Genomic DNA, 18,685 nt, shown 5'->3' on the forward strand with positions numbered 1-18,685 from the left:
TTATTATTCTACTATTACACGAAAACGACATTTTTCAGAGCCGTTTAATACTGTTTCAATGGTTTCTACTGTAATTTTTTTATTTGGTATTAAATTTTCAAGTACATATATAATGCTTTGTCTAGAACATTCACAAATAGAAATATCTTTATTTTCTCCACATAATACCTCTGGACAAAAACATTTAGGATAACCAATTTCATAAATATGCTCTGGTTGTATTATTTTTGCAAAAAAATATTCTGTATTTCCATATTTTTTATACTGCTCGTCTAAACTACAGCCGCATTGCTTAAATTGTTTTAACATCATTGGTAAAACAGTATCTTTTACACAATTTATTGCTTTACTTCTATAATCCATATTTTTCTCCTTGAAGCTATTACTTTCATTATATAACATTTATTGGGTTCATTGTTAAATTTAAAAGCACGTCCCATTTTTTAAGAGAATACCACTTTTCACAGCAATATATTACAAACTGACGTAGAAGTTCCTCTTGTTGACATTTTATTAATATTCTCCAGCGATACTCTTGACGAAATTTAGAAAGTATTGCAGGGGTAGGGCCTAATATTTCAAATTGTTTTTTACGATTATAATATAACATAATATCTGCTAAATACCTAGCACTTTCTATTACTTCCTTTTCATTTTTTCCAGAAAATACAACAGTAAATATATGACAATAAGGAGGGTAATTCATCATTTTTCGAATTTGTATTTCTTGTTCATAAAATGCTTCATAGTCTTGTCTTGCTGCTAATACAATACTATAGTGTTCTGGTGAATATGTTTGTATAAACACCTCTCCACGCAATTCATCACGTCCTGCTCTCCCTGCTGCTTGTGTAATAAGCTGAAAACTAATTTCACTTGCTCTATAACTTGCCATATGTAATGACAAATCTGCCGCCAATATACCTACCAATGTTACATTAGGAAAATCATGTCCTTTTGCAATCATTTGTGTACCTATCAATATATCTGCTTTTCCTTTTCCAAACTGTTCTAATATTTTTTGATGACTATTTTTAGATGTGGTTGTATCCAAGTCCATACGCAACACAGTTGTTTCAGGAAATATTTTTTTAATTTCTTGTTCTATTTTTTGTGTTCCTGTTCCAAAATATTTAATATATTTTGAACCACATACAGGACAAATAGAAGGATTTTGTACTCTTTCACCACAGTAATGACACACAAGTTCTTGTTCCGAATAGTGATATGTATATGCAATATCACATTGTTCACATTTCATAACGTGTCCACACTGTCTACAAGACACAAATGTCGCATATCCTCTCCTATTTAAAAAAAGTATTGTTTGTTTTTTATTTTGTATATTTTGTTTCATTGCTTCCAAAAGCTGTCTACCAAACACAGAACGATTTCCTTCTTCCAATTCCTGACGCATATCTGTTACAGTAACATGAGGTAAATGACTTCCTTTTGTTCTGTTTTTTAGTGTTAAAAGTATATATTCTCCTGTAATTGCTTTATGATATGTGACTAAATCTGGTGTAGCACTCCCCATCAAAAGTAAACACCCTGTCATATGGCTCATTTGCATTGCTACTTCTCTTGCATCATATTTTGGTGTGGTATCAGAACGATAACTACTTTCATGTTCTTCATCTATTATAATCATTCCTAAATTGTCAAAAGGCATAAAAAGTGCAGAACGTGGTCCAATAATAATAGAAATTTCTTTTTCTCTTGCTTTTTTCCATTGGTCATATCTTTCACCATAGTTCAATCTACTATGAGTTACAGAAACTTTTTCACCAAAACGAGATAAAAATCTTTCTACCATAAGAGGCGTTAATGAAATTTCAGGTACTAATACAATCGCCTGCTGTCCTTTTTGAAGTACTTTTTCAATCATTTGCATATAAATTTCTGTTTTTCCGCTGCCTGTAATGCCATGTAGTAACACAGGTTTTTTTTGTTTCTGTTCTAACATATCGGTTAAAATAGTAAGTGCTTGTTTTTGTTCTTGTGTTGGTATAAATGCCTCTGTAGGTAATATATTATTTTTTGTTACTTGTCTTTTTTCTACCCTTTTTATTTGTTTTAAAACATCTTTTTTTAGCAATGTTTTAATAGGGGAGTCTGTCAAAAACAGCTCTTGTTTTAATTGTTTTGCTGTTACCTCTTTACCATCTGCCAAATATTCCATTATTCTTTTTTGTGCTAACATATTTGCTTTATTTTGTACTTTTTCCCATGTTTCTTTTATAGCGATGTCATTGTCACTCAATGTATACAATATAACTTGTTTTTCATAGCTTTTTTGATTTATTTTTTGTCTTAAAACAATTACTTCTTTTTCTTTTAAACATTGTATCGCATTTTGTGTATTTTTTCCAAGTTCTTCTTCTACTTCTTCTATAGAAGCAATTCCTTGCTTTTGTTTTAAAAAATTTATTAAAGTTTTTTCAATAGAAGAAATGAAAACATCTTCTTCTACTTCCTTTTTTAAAACAATCTGCCACTGAAATTTTGTTTTAATTCCTGCAGGCATCATTGTTTGAAGGCACTGACTTAATGTACAAAAATATTTCTTTTGCATCCATTTTGCAAGAAGTATACTTTCTTTTGTAAAAATTGGGTTTCCTTTATCCAACACTTTTATAATGGATTTTAATTTTTGTGATGGTACTTCTGTCTGTTCTGCTATATCTACAACATAGCCTTCTGTACTTTTATTTCCTTTACCAAAAGGGACAATCACACGAACACCTACACAAAGAGGACAATATTGTTGTGGTACAAAATAATCAAATACTTTATCTACTTCTTTATTTTTTAGACTTAATATGACTTTTGCATACATAATATTTGCCCTCTTTCTATTCTACAATTTTTCACAATATATATTCTGTAAAAATAAATTGTTATATTTTATCAAATAAAGGGAAACCAATTCCTATCAGTTTCCCCCATACTGTCAAAAAACAATTTTTACACTTCGTATATTTTTTATAATATACTTTTTTATTCTTCTGTGTCTTCCTGCCAAATATCTTCCTCTTTTCTTGAAGAGTCATTTTGTATAATTTTAATTTTTCCTTCCCACAACTCATTTACCGCAATAGAAACAGAACGGTCCACTTGTGTTCTTGTTGTCATAGGTTCTGCATGGTCTACTAATTGTCTTGCTCTTTTTGCTGCTGCAATTACTATAGTGTATCTACTACCTATTACATTTTCTGTATCAGCATCTTTATTTAATACTTCTAATAAATCAGAATAAGATGGTCTTAACATAACGCAATCTCTCCTTTAAATAAATTGTTCTTTTATATTTATATTTCTACTGCTTTTCATACCTTCTGCTTTCACAATAGCACAAATTGCTTCTGCTGTTTCTGTTATTGTATCATTTATTACAATATAATCATACTGTGGTACAAATTCCATTTCTTCTACCGCTCTATTCATACGTCGGTCTATTGTTTGTTTATCTTCTGTACCTCTTTGTGTTAATCTCTTTTGGAGTTCTTTTATATTAGGTGGTACCAAAAACACTAATATACAATCAGAATATAGTTTTTTTATTTGTAAAGCACCTTGCACTTCTATTTCCAATATGACATTTTTGCCTTGTGACATTTGCTGCTCCACATATTTTCTAGGTGTACCATAATAATTACCACAAAATTCTGCCCATTCTAACAATTCATTTTGATTTTTCATTTCTTCAAATGTTTCTTTGCTATAAAAATAATAATGTACACCATCTATTTCTCCAGTTCTTGGAGTACGAGTAGTTGCTGAAATAGACAAAGCAAAATCTTCTTTTTGTACTAATTCTTTTACAACAGTTCCCTTTCCTGAGCCAGAAGGTCCAGAAATAATTACTAACATTCCTTCCTTTTTCATTCTTCTTGCATTCTCCCTTCGGCAGCCTTCTCTATCTGTTTTACCGAGTCTAACCTTCCCCCTATTGTTACTGGTACATTAGGTGAAAGTACAACTTGTCCTGTATCCATTATAATAACGCTTCTTGTTTTTCTACCATAAGTAGCATCAACAAGTATTCCTTTGTCTTTGGTTTCCTGCACAATTCTTTTAATTGGTGCGGAGTCTGGACTTAATATAGCAATAATATGATTTGCACAAACCATATTGCCATACCCTATATTTAAAAATTGTATACAATCCATATTTTTCTCCATTATTCTATATTCTGTATTTGTTCTCGTATTTTCTCAATTTCACTTTTCATTTCTATTGTAACATTTGTAATTTCAATATCATTCGCTTTTGAAGCAATTGTATTAACTTCTCTGTTCATTTCTTGCACCAAAAAATCTAATTTTCTGCCAATTTGTCCTCCTTTTTGTAATATTTCATTTAGTTGCACAATATGACTTTCTAATCTTGTTACTTCTTCATCTATACAGCTACGGTCAGCAAATAATGCTGTTTCTATAGCAATACGTTGTTCGTCTATTTCTACTGTAGACAAAAGTTCTTTTATTCTGTTTTGGAGTTTTTCCTTATATTCATTTACTATAAAAGGACATCTCAGTTTTATTATTTCTAACATTTTTTGTATTTGTTCTCTTTTATTCAAAATATCATTTACAAGTGCTGTCCCTTCTTTTTCTCTCATTTCTATAAATTTTGAAATGGCTTGCTCCAGTGCAGGCAGAAGTATTTCCCATAAAACATCTTCTTGTCCTTCTGTTTTTTCTACTGTAATAACATCTGTAAAACGTGCTACTAAATCTAATTTATTTTGAGAAGATAAATCAAATTTTTGTTCTAATTGATGTAATTTTTCTATATATGCCATCGCCAAAGGCTCATTTATTTTTACAACAACATTATCGGCAGAAAACGTTTCAAATGTAATATATACATCTGTCTTTCCTCTTGCAATTTCTTTCATAATTTTTTTGCGAATTGCATCTTCCATGCCATTCATAAAACGTGGCAGTTTTATAGATATGTCATTATATCTATGATTTACAGATTTAATTTCTACTACAAAATGGCAATTCTCTGCCATATGTTCCCCTCTACCATAACCTGTCATGCTTCTTACCATACTTCATACCTCTTTCCTTCAAAACACCTACAAAAACAGACTCTTTTTGTATGGTCAAAAATAGGTCAATTTATTTTATTGTCTGCTTTTATACAGAGTGCCTTTTTGTAATCTTTCCTATTATATAATACTATAGCACTTTTTATCAAGTAAAATCAAAATAAATTCCCTAATTTTAAACTGCAAATTATTGTTTTTTATGTTATACTAATTTTTAAACTATTAAAACACAAATGATATATTTTTTGAAATATATCTTCTATATATAAGAAAGGAGAGATATTATGGCACTTGACGGCATTACTGTTGCAGGCATTGTATCTGAATTAAATCAAAAATTAATTGGTGGCAGAATTGACAAAATTTATCAGCCTTTATCAGACGAAATTCTTTTTACAGTAAGAAGCATAGGAGAAAATTTTAAAGTTCTTGTTTCTGCTAATTCTAATCACCCTCGTATTCATATGACACAAATACAAAAAGAAAATCCTATTTCTCCCCCTATATTCTGTATGGTAATGAGAAAATATATTGCAGGAGGAAAAATCACTAAAATATATCAGCCTGATTTTGAAAGAATTATTATTTTAGAAGTAGAGTCTATGAACGAATTAGGAGATATTACAGCCAAAAAACTTATACTAGAAATTATGGGAAAATATAGTAACTTTATTGTTACAGATGAAAATAACAAAATACTTGATGCTATCAAAAGAGTTTCTTATGAAAAAAGTTCTGTCAGAGAAGTACTTCCTGGAAAACAATATTGTATGCCTCCCTCACAGGACAAACAAAATCCTCTTTTTATGACAAAAGAACACATTTTAAAACAGCTAGAAAAACAATCTGGTGCAAAAGTACAAGAAATACTTTACAAAAGTTATACAGGAATTAGCCCTATATTTGCTAGTGAAATTTGTTTTAGGGCAGGTGTAGACCCTTATTGTTTTTGTGAGCAGCTTACTCAACAAAACAAACAAGCACTTTTTACTGTTTTTTATGATATATTGGAGCAAATTAAAAATCAGACATTTTCTCCTTATATTTATTACGAATTAGAAAAACAAAAATTGTTAGATTTTAGTGTGATAGACATGAAGCAATTTCAATCATTTTCAAAACAAAAATATCAAACAATTTCAGCACTTTTAGAACAATTTTATGCTGAAAAAGACAATATCTACCATGTACGTCAGAAATCTCATGATATGCGACGCATATTAAATACAAATATAGAACGTTGTGCTAAAAAGAAAGAAATACAAAAAAGGACGGAAAGAGAAGTAGCAGCAAAAGATACATGGAAAGTAAAAGGTGAACTATTAACTGCTAATATACATTCTATTCCTAAAGGTGTTACTACATTTCGTACTGTTAACTTCTATGATACAGAATTAAAAGAAATTGATATTGCCATTGACCCTACCAAAACACCAGCAGAAAATGCTCAAAAATATTTTAGCAAATATAATAAAGCAAAAAGAACGCTAGCTGCATTAGAAATACAAAAAAAACAAAATGATGAGGAAATGATTTATTTAGAAAGTGTACTAAATTCTCTAGAAACTGCCAAAGAAGAGGCTGATTTAGATGAAATTCGTACAGAATTAGCTGAACAAGGCTATATGAAACGAAAAACAGCTAAAAAAAATAAATCACAAAAACCAAAAAAAGCAAAACCATTACATTATATTTCTTCTGATGGTTTTGATATTTATGTAGGAAAAAGTAATATACAAAATGATGAACTAACATTACGTTTTGCACAAAGTAATGACATATGGCTTCACACAAAAGAAATTCCCGGTTCTCATGTTATTATCAAAACAAATGGTACAGACATACCAAATCAAACACTTTTAGAAGCAGCTAATATTTCTGCATATTTCAGTAAAAGTCAAAACAGCTCTCAAGTACCTGTGGATTATACTTTTAAAAAATTTGTAAAAAAGCCTAATGGTGCAAAACCAGGTATGGTTATATACGAAAAATACAAAACAATATATATTACACCAGATGAAACTATGGTAAAAAATTTAGAAAACAAATAATTCTATTTTACTGATAATGCAAACAAACCCAAGCTATTGCTTGGGTTTATTATAAATAATGAAATTTCATTCATTTTTATACTCTTAAATATTCTGACATAATTGCAATGAATTGGCTATTTGTTGGTTTTTCTATAGGAGAATATCCTGCTAGTTCACTATAAATTTCTTTTCCTGTTCTTTTCCATGCTGTTTCTATAGCATGACGCATTGCTCTTTCTACCTTCCCTGCTGTTGTATTATATTCTTTTGCAATATCTGGATACAACCCTTTTGTCATAGAAAGAATAGCATCTTCATTTTCTATTACCATCATAACACCTTTTCTAATAAAATGATAGCCTTTTATACTTGCTGTAATTCCCATTTTATTTAGTAATTTTGATATGACAGTTTCCAATTCATTTCTTTTTTGTTCTTCAAAATTTAAATTTATCTTTTTTTGTAAATATTCTTGCTGTAATAAATTAGTATTTTGTGCTCTTTTCTGCGTATTTAAAATTTGTGTAACTCTTTTGAGCAATATATTAGACTCTACAGGCTTTACCATATAATACATAGCACCTAAATCTATAGCTTGTCTTACTACATCATCTGTACCAATAACAGATAAAATAATACAATTACTGTTAATCCTTTTTTTGCTTAACTCCTCTAATACCCATAGACCGTCTTTTTCCCCTAAAAGAACGTCCATTAATATCATATCTGGTCTTTTTTCTTCTGCCCTCTCTAAAGCTTTTTCCCCATTGTCGACCATATCCACTACTTCTACTTTTTCATCTTCTTCTAAATATTGTTTTATACTTCTCATGTAATTTACATCTCTGTCTGCTAAAAGTATTGTTTTTTTCAAAGTATTCAGCATAACATCGTTTCCTCCTTTTATCGTATTTTTAACTTCTTCAGTAAAAAATGCAACAAAATGAGTACTTTCATAAAATTGTAGTTAAGAAAGTATTCCCTTTCTCATTTTTTTATGCATGATATTATTATACAACTCGTTACAAGTTTTTTCTACAAAATTGCACGAAAAGTTCGTTTTTCTTCTCGAAAAGTACATTTTTATGTATTTCATTTCAAATTGTGATATTTTTTTAATTGTAAAATAATTTTTATATCTTTAATTAATACAAAAAACATTTATCATTTTACCCATAATATTATTATTTAAAAATTACTATTACTAATTAAACCATATCTCTTTTTACTATATTAAATACTTACAAAACCTTGAAATAAACAAATTTTTTCGCTTCAATTATTTATTATTCATATTAGTACATTATAGCAAGTCTAATAAATACTGCACATATCATTTCTTTATAAACTATGTTTTATTACTCTTTCTTGACTTTATTGCTATTACTCGTATAATATTATTTATAACAAATTACATTTTAAACTATTACAAAGGAGGATACTTTTTTATGCTTTTCTCAAATTGCAGTATTTTACGTCCTAGTGGGGAAATACTAGAAAATGCATATTTGCAAGTAACAGATGACAAAATCACTTATATTGGCACAAAAAAACCCACCAGACATACAGGTACTATTTATGATTATACAAATAAATTACTCTTACCTGGTTTTGTTAATACTCATTGTCATGTGCCTATGACATTACTTCGCAGTATTGGTGCAGATTTACCTCTCGACCGTTGGCTCTCTGAAAAAATTTTTCCCTTAGAAGATAAATTGAATAAAGACTGGGCTTTTTCTGGTACATTATTAGGCATTGCTGAAATGTTACGTAGTGGTGTTACTTCTTTTTCAGATATGTATTTTTTTGGAGAAGCTCGTGCAAATGCTGTTTTAGAAACAGGTATTAATGCCAATCTTTCTATGGGTATATTATGTCTTGACGACAGTCCTTTTGAAAAAGCACCTATGGTACAAGAAAGTAAAGATTTATTTCAAGCTTATCATAATGCAAATAGTGGACAACTAAAAGTAGATATAGGTCTTCATGCAGAATATACTTCTAATCCTACTATAGCAAAAGCAGCTTCTGAATATGCTAAAGAAATTGGTGCTAATATGCATATACACCTCTCTGAAACAAAAAAAGAAACTGATGAATGTATTGCACGTCATGGTAAAACTCCTGTTGCTTATTTTAATGATTTAGGTCTTTTTGACAATCATGTTACTGCTGCTCACTGTGTTTGGTTAACTCCAGAAGACAGACAAATTTTAGCTGATAAAAAAGTATTTGTTTCTCATTGTCCTATTAGTAATTTAAAATTAGGAAGTGGTTTAGCTGATATGTCATCATTATTAGAAAAAGGCATTAATATTTCTATTGGTACAGATGGCGTTGCAAGCAATGATAATTTGAATTTTTTAGAAGACATGAAATTAACAGCACTACTTCAAAAGGGTATTCACAACAATCCTGCTCTTTTCTCAGCAGAAACAGTGCTTAAAATGGCATCTTATAATGGTGCTTTATCACAAAATCGTACTCAAACAGGTGCTTTAAAACTAGGTAATCAAGCAGATATTATTGCTATTGATTATCACTCTATTAATCTTTTACCTTGCATTGATGTTATATCTTCTCTTGTTTATGCTACACTACCCTCTGATATTAAAATGACTATGGTAAATGGTAAAATACTTTATGAAAATGGTCAATTTCATACCATTGACATCGAAAAAGTAATGCATGAAGTTAGTCGTATTGGTAAAAAACTTTACTAGCCACTAATATTAATATATAGCATCGTTCTTTTTCAGACTATTTATAAAATTTACACAAACTTTTTTAAAGTTTATATTATTTAAAGTGCCATTTTTATATTTCTAATTGTATTTTAAAAGAGGTTTGGAAAAACTTTTCATAAAGTAAAAAAGTTTTCAGTCTGTCAAAAAACCTCATTTTGCCGTAAAAAGCAAGTAGTATGGGGAGTGCAACTCCCCATTCTAATCCGCAAGGCGAGCTTTGTCCGCCTGAGGAAAACAGCGAGTTTCAAGGCTTTTAAGCCTATGGAACAAGCTGTTTATACTTCTATTTAAACAAGTCGAAAACCTGTTTTCGACTTAGCGTGTCGACTTTATCGACACGCTGAAAAGTTTTTCCAACACTTTTCTTTTTTAATAACATAAAATATAAAAATATATTTTGACACAACATCAGAAATCATATCATGTTGTTATTATTTTTTTATTTTATATTGTTTGTTTCTTTACGAAAGTAATAATTGCAAAATTTCTGTCAGTGTTATATAATTTTCATAGAGTAATATTTATCACTTATCACTAAATTAATACATATTTTAAAATAAGAATTTTTTGTTAAAATTACACAACTAAAACAGAATTTGCATAAATTGATACTGACACAAAATATAAATTGCAAAATATAAACTATCTAATGGCTTACAAAAGCAAATTCCTAATCATAAAAAAACTGTGTCATTTCTATGAAAGATTTCTTATTCTGGGGGGAATAATATGAAAAAAGCAATGAACCAATCTACTATTACACTCATATTAAATGGAATTTGCATATTTGTACTATTATTAATGGCATTTTCACTGTTTATTTACCACAATGTAAATAAGCAATTTGATCATGCTATGGAAGCACGTTTTAATTTAACTTATAATGCCAATCGTTTCATGAATGGTTCTTCTTATTTAACGAATGAAGTGAGAGCATTTGCTTCCACAGGAAATAAAGAACACTATGACAACTATTGGAACGAAGTAAACAACTTAAAAAATCGTGATTTAGGTGTTGCTGCTATGCAGGAAATTGGTATTACTAGTGAAGAACAACGCATGATTGATGATATGTCTTCTCTTTCTAATGAGTTAGTACCTCTTGAAGAACAAGCTATGAAAAAAGTTGAACAAGGACAAATGCAGGAAGCTATTGATTATGTTTATGGAACAGAATATAATACCTCTATTTCACAAATTAATGCTTTAAAAGAAAAATTTTTAGAAACACTTAACACCAGAACAGCACAAGAAGTAAAACAAATTGCTTTAGAAAAAAATATCATTCAAATTTTTATGATTTTTACATTAATTTTAGTAGGTATCATTCAATTCTTTAATATGATTATTATTAGAAAGCGTATATTATATCCTATTATTACAGTAAAAGACCAAATGACAAAGATTTCTCAAGGTAATCTTTCTATGGAATTTCCTTTAGAAGCAGATACATCAGAAATTGGAATGTTAATTGCATCTATTCATGAAACCAAACAAGAACTAAAAAAATATATTAACGATATTAATTCTAAATTAGCACAAATGGCTCAAGGAAATATGTCTTTGACAGTAGATACTGATTATAGAGGAGAATTTTTACCTATTCAAAAAGCTATGGCACAAATTTTAGTTTCTTTAAATGAAGCACTTTCTCATATTAATTTAACAGCGGAAAAAGTATCAGAACAATCTAAAAAAATGGCTTCCAGTGCAGAAATATTATCTGACGGTGCTGTACAACAAGCTTCTACTGTAGACAAATTATCTAATAATATTCAAACAATTTCGCAGCAAGTTAATCAAACTTCTTCTGATGCAGACAATGCAAAAGAATATTCTGCTAATTCTACAATACAACTAGAAATTTGTGAGCAAAAAATGAAAGATTTAACTAATGCAATAGAAGATATATTAAAATCTTCTCATCAAATTGCAGGAATTATCAAGACAATTGAAGATATTGCCTTACAAACAAATCTTTTAGCATTAAATGCTGCTGTAGAAGCAGCACGTGCAGGAGAAGCAGGAAAAGGATTTGTTGTAGTAGCAAACGAAGTCCAAACTTTAGCAAGCAAAAGTTCAGAATCTGCTAAAAATATTACAAAATTAATTGAGGAGTCTGTACATTTAGTATCTTATGGAACATCTTTATCTGAGCAAACTACCTCTGCACTTGACTCCGTTATATCCAGTGCGGAACAAACAGCAAATATTGTAGAACGCATTGCAGCCTCCGCCACAAGCCAAGCACAGGCTTTACAACAAATAACTTATGGTATGGAACAAATTTCTAATGTAGTACAAACAAACGCTACAACAGCAGAAGAGTCTGCATTATTTGCTAAAAATTTAGAACATCAGGCAGAAGAATTAAAAAATTCTGTACAAAAATTTCAACTTAAAAAACATCACTAATTATATAAAAAGGCATTGAAATTACTTATTTCAATGCCTTTTATCTATTTTATTATATTGCACTTTCTTGTTTTAACATATTTTCAATAAATATTCCATATCCTTTTGTAGGTTCATTTACAAATACATGAGTAACTGCTCCTACAATTTTTCCCTCTTGCAATATAGGAGAACCAGACATTCCTTGTACAATACCTCCCGTTTTTGAAAGCAATTCTTTATCTACAATTTTAATTACCATACCTTTACTTTCATTTTTGCTATAACGATTAACACTTTCTATTTCAATTTCATATTCTTTTACCTCTTCTCCTTCTATATTAGACAATATAGTGGCTTTTCCTTCATGAATATCCTGTTGTAATGCAATAGGCAATTTCTGACCTGTAAAATAGCTCTCTTTGCCTTTTTCCACTTTTCCATAAATACCAACTTCTGTATTAATAGAAATACTACCTAAAACTAAATCTCTTCCTACATTTCCTGTTAAAGCACCAGGTTCTCCCTTTTCTCCTTTTTTTACATCAATAATAGAAGATTGCGTAATCTGTCCATTTTTTATTTGCATTAATTCTTGTGTATCTACATCATAAACACCATGACCCAAAGCACCAAAATTATTCGTATCAGTATTAAAATAGGTAATTGTTCCAATTCCTTGTGTGGAGTCCCTTACCCAAATACCTATTTTACAGCTATTATCCTCTTGACTAAACACAGGTGTAATTTCTACTTTTTGTTGTACCCCATTTCTATCTACCAAAAAATCCATACTTTTCTCCCCATTTTCTTCTACAGCTTTCATTAAATCTTCTTTATTTTTTAAACTTTTTCCGCCTGCTTGCAATATCATATCTCCCGATTGTAATATTCCTTTCGCAGGTTCATACACTTTATTTCCTATACCATTAACATATCCTGTACCAAGTACCATAATGCCTCTTGTATCCATAGATACCCCTACTGCAATGCCCCCTGCAACTACCTGCATATTTGGTATTACTTTTGCTTCTACTGTCTTTACAGGCAATATTCCCATTACAGACACTTCTAATTTTGCTGTTCCTTCTTTTTCTGATTTTACTGTAAATGGCTTTGCCAAATTAAAATGAATATTTTCTGAAACAGCTTTATTATTTACATTTAACACTCCAATATCTTCTTCTACTATTTCTGCTTGTAAAGGCAAATTTCCATCAAATACTACTTCTTTTCCCTTCATAATTCTAATTTCATCAGGAATAGAATAGGCAACACTGCACCATGATACAATTACTGCCAATATACAGCCTACTGGCAATATTTTTCTTAAATATTTTTTTTTAGGTTTTATAAACATTTTTTCAACTCCTGACTGTAAAAGGGTATAAAATTTTGTAAATTTGTTATACTATTAATACCATAACAATATATATTTTATTGAATTTTTAAATCCTACACATATTAAAATAACCCGATTACAATGGAGTTATACAACCAATACTTTTCAAAAAATCTACTGTATATTTAAACTTTTGTATTATCTACTACAAAATTATTATTTATTTATGTTTTCTTCTCTTTTATAAAAAAAACCTGCTATTAAAAATTAGCAGGTTTTTTTACACTATATTATACTAAGCCAGTAAAAAATTTATTTTTTTCAAGCAAAGTATATTTTATAAATTAACAGTAATTACCAAATACAATATAAAAACTTATTTATTATATTTCTTTTTCTTTATATTCTGCATCAATACAGCCATCATCTATTGGAATAATACAAGCACAAATAATATATAGCAATATGCCTGTCATAAATGCTGTCATAAAAGAACCCACAATCCAAAGTAATCTTACTATTGTTACATCAATATCAAAATATTCTGCTAAACCACCACATACTCCAGCTAATTTTACATCTTTTGCAGAACGATATAATTTTCTTTTCATTTATAATTTCTCCTTTTTTTTATTTTTGTTTTAATTGTTTCATAATGCCTTCTTTCACAAAGCTAAAATACTGGTCTTTTGCTACAATAACATGGTCTGTTACATAAATATTTACAGTATTTAAGCCCTCTATCAATCTAATGGTTAATTCAATATCTGAACTAGAAGGGTGCAAAGTTCCTCCAGGATGATTATGCGCAAATATTACACTAGTTGCTTTACAAAACAAAGCTTCTCTTACCACAGTTGTCAGTTCTACTTGTACTCTTGACTGAGAACCTTCTGCAACATTCACTACTTTTATCAAATTAGCTCCTGCATCTAAACAAAACATATAAAATTTTTCTGTTGTTTCATATTTTAACCAATCAACTGCATATTGTCCGCCTTTTTCCATTTCATTTAAAACGACTTTTTGTTGTAATTTTTCTCTTTGGTATCTTTTTGCTAAATCTCCTATGATATTTAAAAAAATTGCTGTATTCGTTGAAACATTCCCTTTTTCCACAATATCTCTATGGTCACCATCTATTAACATTGCCAAAGAATTATTAAAACTATTTAATAATCTATGAGCAATTACATTTGTATTTTGCATAGGAATTGTATTATATAATGCTAATTCTAATAATTCATGTGTTTCAAAAGAGTCAGCACCTTCTTTCAAAAAACGCTCTCTCATTCTATTTCTATGACCAGCATGAGGATTGGGTTTCTTTTTTTCACTCATTTATTTAACCCCATTTCAAAATATTTTTCTGTTTTCTGTTTCCACGTACCATCATATATCATACAGAGTAATGCGTCTAATCTATAAAGTGCTTTTTTTGCTAATGCTACAGACAATATATCTTTTTCTAATGCTTCTGCAATTTCTGCTATATCTACTACTTTTACAAAATTATTTTCATATATCAGTACATCTGCTAACAAATCTGTGAAAATATAAGTGTTTTGTTCTGCAATAAATTCCGTTTCTATAATATCACAATAATAATAAACAATATTGTCATATTTATTAATAAAACAACTAATTTTATAACCTTCCTTAATAAAATAACAAGAAATGCCCCTTGTAAAGTCCTCTCTAGGCTTTAATACATTCCATTTTGTTACAATTACATTTTCATCTTGAAATAATACAACATCATCTTTTAATAAAATCGTTTCCATTGGAATAAAACGCTTACGATATAATATCAAATCCTTTTCCATTTGCTACTTCTTCCCCCAGTATATTTTTTAAATACTTTTATTTTAATAAATCAGGTCGCTTTTGTTTTGTTCTTAATATAGACTGTTCTTTACGCCATTTTTGTATATTGCCATGATGTCCTGATAGAAGTACCTCAGGTACTGTTCTACCCATAAACACCGATGGTCTTGTATATTGAGGATACTCTAAAAGCCCGTCAGAAAAACTCTCTTCTTGAAAAGAAGCTTCTTTTCCCAAAACACCAGGCACTAATCTAGCCACAGCATCAATAACTGTAATTGCTGCAATTTCTCCCCCTGTTAGTATAAAATCTCCTATTGAAATTTCCTCTACCTCTAATTGCTCTAATACTCTTTCATCTACTCCTTCATAATGACCACAAAGAAATACTATATTTTCTTCTTTAGCTAATTGTTGTGCAATTTTTTGTGTAAATGTTTTTCCCTGAGGAGATAGATAAATCACACGACCTCTTTTTTGCTCTGGTATACTTTGATAAGCATCATAAATAGGTTGTGCCTGCATCACCATACCTACACCACCTCCATAGGGATAGTCATCAATATGCTTTTGCTTATTTTTAGAAAATGCTCTAATATCTATTGCTTCAATACTAATATAATTTTCTTTTTGTGCTCTTGCTAATATACTATGTGAAAATGCTTGTATAATCATTTCAGGAAATAATGTTAAAACTGTATACTGTTTCATTATCTCAACCCTTCCAACAATTTTACAATCATTTTTTTATTTACAATATCTACTGACAAAATACATTGTTTTATAGCAGGAATAAGCAAATCTTTTTGCCCTTCTTTTCTAACAGCATATACATCATTTGCTCCTGTTTCATAAATATCTGCCAATATGCCTAATTCTTCTCCCTCTTGTGTTATAACAGCTAAGCCATATAAGTCACGCATATAATACTCATTTTCTTCTAATGGTAATGCTTCTTGCTCTGGTATATAAATTGTTGCACCCTTATAATATTCTGCCTCATTAATATCTTTTAATTCTTTTACTGTTACTAATACAAATTTTTTATGATATGCAATTTTCTCTATATGAAAGGTTTCTTTTTTTCCTTTATTTTCTACTATAAATTGTTTTAATAATTCAAAACGAGATGGGTCTTCTGTTGTAGGAAATACACGTAATGTTCCTTTTAAGCCATGTGTTCCTGCAATTTTACCTATTTCAAAATAACGTTCCATACTATAATACACCTCTTTTTTCTTAAAAATGCAAAATAGCACAGGGAAACTCCCTGTGCCAAAACTATTTTTAATTTTATATACCAAACTATTTGGCATACTCCACACAAGATAGTTCCCTATGCTTATTTTATCATACTTATTGTACAATGTGAACTACCGATTTTTAAAGCCATTGAAATTTTATTACATAATTTCAATTACAACTCTTTTATCTTCATGAATTGCAGATGCTTTTACAACAGTACGAATTGCTTTGGCAATCCTTCCTTGTTTTCCAATGACTTTTCCCATATCCTCCGGTGCTACATGAAGTTCTAGCACTAATGAATGTTCTCCTTGTATCTCTTTTACTTCCACTTTTTCAGGATAATCCACAAGATTTTTTGCAATTACTTCCAATAAGTCTTTCATATGAAAGCCCCCTTGCTTACTCGCTAATTACACCAGCTTTTTTCAACAGAGCTTTTGCTGTGTCAGAAGGTTGTGCACCTGTAGACAACCATTTTTTTGCTTCTTCAGCGTCTACTTTTAACACATTTGGTTCTTTTGTAGGGTCAAAATAACCAATCTCTGCGATAGACTTACCATTTCTTGATGTTCTGGAATCTGCAACAACAATTCTATAAAATGGAGCCTTTTTTGCACCTAATCTTTTTAATCTAATTCTAACTGCCATTTGTTTCACCTCCCATAGTTTTCTGGCAAATTTATCTAAAAAAAGGAAATTTCATTTTTCCTCTTTTGCCCTTTTGCATATCGCTCATTTGTTTCATTAGTTTTTTCAGTTCTTCAAACTGTTTTACCAAACGATTGACATCTGCAATACTTCTGCCGCAACCATTTGCAATTCTTTTTTTTCTAGGACCATTTAATATAGAAGGATTTGCTCTTTCTTCTTTTGTCATAGATTGTATAATTGCCTCTGTACGACTCATTTCTTTTGCAGGGTCTACATTATTTAAAGCATCTATATTTAACTGGTTCATACCTGGTATCATACCAATTAAATCTTTAATAGGCCCCATTTTTTTGACTTGCTGCATTTGCTCCAGAAAATCATCTAATGTAAAATCATTTTCACGCATTTTCTTTTGCAATTCCATTGCTTGCTTTTCGTCAAAATTTTGCTGTGCTTTCTCTATTAAAGAAAGTACATCTCCCATACCTAATATACGAGAAGCCATTCTATCTGGATGAAATGGTTCTAAATCCTCCATTTTTTCACCCATACCAATATATTTAATAGGTTTACTTGTTACACTTCTAACGGAAAGTGCAGCACCACCTCTGGCGTCGCCATCTAATTTTGTTAATATAATACCATCAACACCTAATTGACTATCAAAACTTTCTGCAACTGTTACAGCATCTTGTCCTGTCATAGCATCTACTACAAGAAGTATTTCTTGAGGACGTACTGCTGTTTTAATATTTTTTAGTTCTTCCATCAATTCCTCATTGATATGCAAACGTCCAGCGGTATCAATCAATATTACATCATGTTTTTGTTCTGTAGCATATTCTACAGCTTTTTTAGAAATTTCTACAGGACTTATTTTATCCCCCATATCAAAAACAGGTATATTATATGTCTTTCCTACTACCTGCAATTGTTTAATTGCTGCAGGACGATATACGTCACAAGCAACCAAAAGAGGATTTTTTCCTTGTTTTCTCAAAAGCCCTGCCAATTTTCCACTACTTGTTGTTTTACCAGCACCTTGCAGTCCCACCATCATATATATTGTAGGTGGTCTATTTGCAAATGTTAATTTACTTTGTGTTGTACCCATTAAGTCAATTAATTCTTCATTTACAATTTTAATCACTTGCTGTCCTGGATTTAATCCTTCTAGTACTTCTGTGCCAACAGCACGTTCTGTTACTTTTTTTATAAACTGTTTTACAATTTTGAAATTGACATCTGCTTCCAACAATGCAATTTTTACTTCTCTCATTGCTGCCTTTACATCATTTTCTGTCAATTTTCCTTTACTTCTAAGCTGTTTAAATACTTCTTGTAATTTATTCGAAAGACTTTCAAATGCCATATGCTT

General features: G+C 29.9%; 19 protein-coding genes. 3 read left to right on the forward strand and 16 right to left on the reverse strand.

Annotated features, from left to right (window positions below; translation table 11 throughout):
* Positions 1-3: 3 nt before the first annotated feature.
* The 6 genes from C820_RS00615 to C820_RS00640 form a co-directional block, all read right to left on the reverse strand.
* Positions 4-363, reverse strand: coding sequence for a hypothetical protein (locus tag C820_RS00615; RefSeq protein ID WP_004036281.1), 360 nt, complete (start codon positions 361-363; stop codon positions 4-6).
* Positions 364-391: 28 nt separating this feature from the next.
* The gene (gene priA / locus C820_RS00620; protein WP_004036280.1) at positions 392-2,839 is read right to left on the reverse strand and encodes a primosomal protein N'; all 2,448 of its coding nucleotides are present in this window, start codon (positions 2,837-2,839) and stop codon (positions 392-394) included.
* A 161-nt stretch (positions 2,840-3,000) separates the two neighbouring features.
* The gene (gene rpoZ / locus C820_RS00625) at positions 3,001-3,273 is read right to left on the reverse strand and encodes a DNA-directed RNA polymerase subunit omega (protein WP_004036278.1); all 273 of its coding nucleotides are present in this window, start codon (positions 3,271-3,273) and stop codon (positions 3,001-3,003) included.
* A gap of 15 nt (positions 3,274-3,288) precedes the next feature.
* Positions 3,289-3,888 carry a guanylate kinase gene (gene gmk, locus C820_RS00630; protein WP_004036276.1) on the reverse strand — a complete coding sequence of 200 codons (600 nt, stop codon included), beginning with the start codon at positions 3,886-3,888 and terminating at the stop codon, positions 3,289-3,291.
* Positions 3,885-4,172: a DUF370 domain-containing protein gene (locus tag C820_RS00635; RefSeq protein WP_004036274.1), complete on the reverse strand. Its 288-nt coding sequence runs from the start codon at positions 4,170-4,172 to the stop codon at positions 3,885-3,887. Before C820_RS00635 ends, gmk begins: the two co-directional genes overlap by 4 nt.
* Positions 4,173-4,183: 11 nt before the next feature.
* Complete coding sequence (locus C820_RS00640; protein ID WP_004036272.1) at positions 4,184-5,062, reverse strand: YicC/YloC family endoribonuclease; 879 nt, start codon at positions 5,060-5,062, stop codon at positions 4,184-4,186.
* A gap of 284 nt (positions 5,063-5,346) precedes the next feature.
* Between C820_RS00640 and C820_RS00645 the strand changes: the two genes are divergently transcribed.
* Entirely contained in the window at positions 5,347-7,113 is a 1,767-nt protein-coding gene (locus C820_RS00645; RefSeq protein WP_004036270.1) for an Rqc2 family fibronectin-binding protein, read from the forward strand.
* A 76-nt stretch (positions 7,114-7,189) separates the two neighbouring features.
* On the opposite strand, the gene spo0A is transcribed toward C820_RS00645, so the two are convergent.
* Complete coding sequence (gene spo0A / locus C820_RS00650; RefSeq protein WP_004036268.1) at positions 7,190-7,981, reverse strand: sporulation transcription factor Spo0A; 792 nt, start codon at positions 7,979-7,981, stop codon at positions 7,190-7,192.
* A 562-nt stretch (positions 7,982-8,543) separates the two neighbouring features.
* On the opposite strand from spo0A, the gene C820_RS00655 reads away from it, so the two are divergent.
* Both C820_RS00655 and C820_RS00660 read left to right on the forward strand, forming a co-directional pair.
* Positions 8,544-9,821, forward strand: a complete 1,278-nt coding sequence (locus C820_RS00655; RefSeq protein WP_004036266.1) for an amidohydrolase — start codon at positions 8,544-8,546, stop codon at positions 9,819-9,821.
* Between the two features lie 753 nt (positions 9,822-10,574).
* Positions 10,575-12,260: a methyl-accepting chemotaxis protein gene (locus C820_RS00660; protein ID WP_004036264.1), complete on the forward strand. Its 1,686-nt coding sequence runs from the start codon at positions 10,575-10,577 to the stop codon at positions 12,258-12,260.
* A 52-nt stretch (positions 12,261-12,312) separates the two neighbouring features.
* Here C820_RS00660 and spoIVB read toward each other — a convergent pair whose 3' ends face one another.
* The 9 genes from spoIVB to ffh all read right to left on the reverse strand — a co-directional run bounded on the left by spoIVB (position 12,313) and on the right by ffh (position 18,679).
* The gene (gene spoIVB / locus C820_RS00665) at positions 12,313-13,599 is read right to left on the reverse strand and encodes a SpoIVB peptidase (RefSeq protein WP_004036262.1); all 1,287 of its coding nucleotides are present in this window, start codon (positions 13,597-13,599) and stop codon (positions 12,313-12,315) included.
* 365 nt (positions 13,600-13,964) lie between these two features.
* Positions 13,965-14,192 carry a PspC domain-containing protein gene (locus tag C820_RS00670; protein WP_004036260.1) on the reverse strand — a complete coding sequence of 76 codons (228 nt, stop codon included), beginning with the start codon at positions 14,190-14,192 and terminating at the stop codon, positions 13,965-13,967.
* A gap of 19 nt (positions 14,193-14,211) precedes the next feature.
* A complete protein-coding gene (locus C820_RS00675; protein WP_004036256.1) occupies positions 14,212-14,922 on the reverse strand; it encodes a JAB domain-containing protein in 711 nt (236 codons plus the stop codon).
* Positions 14,919-15,407, reverse strand: a complete 489-nt coding sequence (locus C820_RS00680; RefSeq protein ID WP_004036254.1) for a ribonuclease FAU-1 family protein — start codon at positions 15,405-15,407, stop codon at positions 14,919-14,921. Before C820_RS00680 ends, C820_RS00675 begins: the two co-directional genes overlap by 4 nt.
* A 37-nt stretch (positions 15,408-15,444) precedes the next feature.
* Complete coding sequence (gene trmD / locus C820_RS00685) at positions 15,445-16,119, reverse strand: tRNA (guanosine(37)-N1)-methyltransferase TrmD (protein WP_004036252.1); 675 nt, start codon at positions 16,117-16,119, stop codon at positions 15,445-15,447.
* A complete protein-coding gene (gene rimM, locus C820_RS00690; protein ID WP_004036250.1) occupies positions 16,119-16,625 on the reverse strand; it encodes a ribosome maturation factor RimM in 507 nt (168 codons plus the stop codon). Before rimM ends, trmD begins: the two co-directional genes overlap by 1 nt.
* A gap of 186 nt (positions 16,626-16,811) precedes the next feature.
* Positions 16,812-17,039 carry a KH domain-containing protein gene (locus tag C820_RS00695; protein ID WP_004036248.1) on the reverse strand — a complete coding sequence of 76 codons (228 nt, stop codon included), beginning with the start codon at positions 17,037-17,039 and terminating at the stop codon, positions 16,812-16,814.
* 16 nt (positions 17,040-17,055) lie between these two features.
* Positions 17,056-17,304, reverse strand: coding sequence for a 30S ribosomal protein S16 (gene rpsP / locus C820_RS00700; protein ID WP_004036247.1), 249 nt, complete (start codon positions 17,302-17,304; stop codon positions 17,056-17,058).
* 31 nt (positions 17,305-17,335) lie between these two features.
* A complete protein-coding gene (gene ffh, locus C820_RS00705; protein WP_004036245.1) occupies positions 17,336-18,679 on the reverse strand; it encodes a signal recognition particle protein in 1,344 nt (447 codons plus the stop codon).
* Between the last annotated feature and the right edge of the window lie 6 nt (positions 18,680-18,685).

Source organism: Clostridium sp. MD294 (genome assembly GCF_000364165.2).
Taxonomy (GTDB): domain Bacteria; phylum Bacillota; class Clostridia; order Lachnospirales; family Anaerotignaceae; genus Coprocola.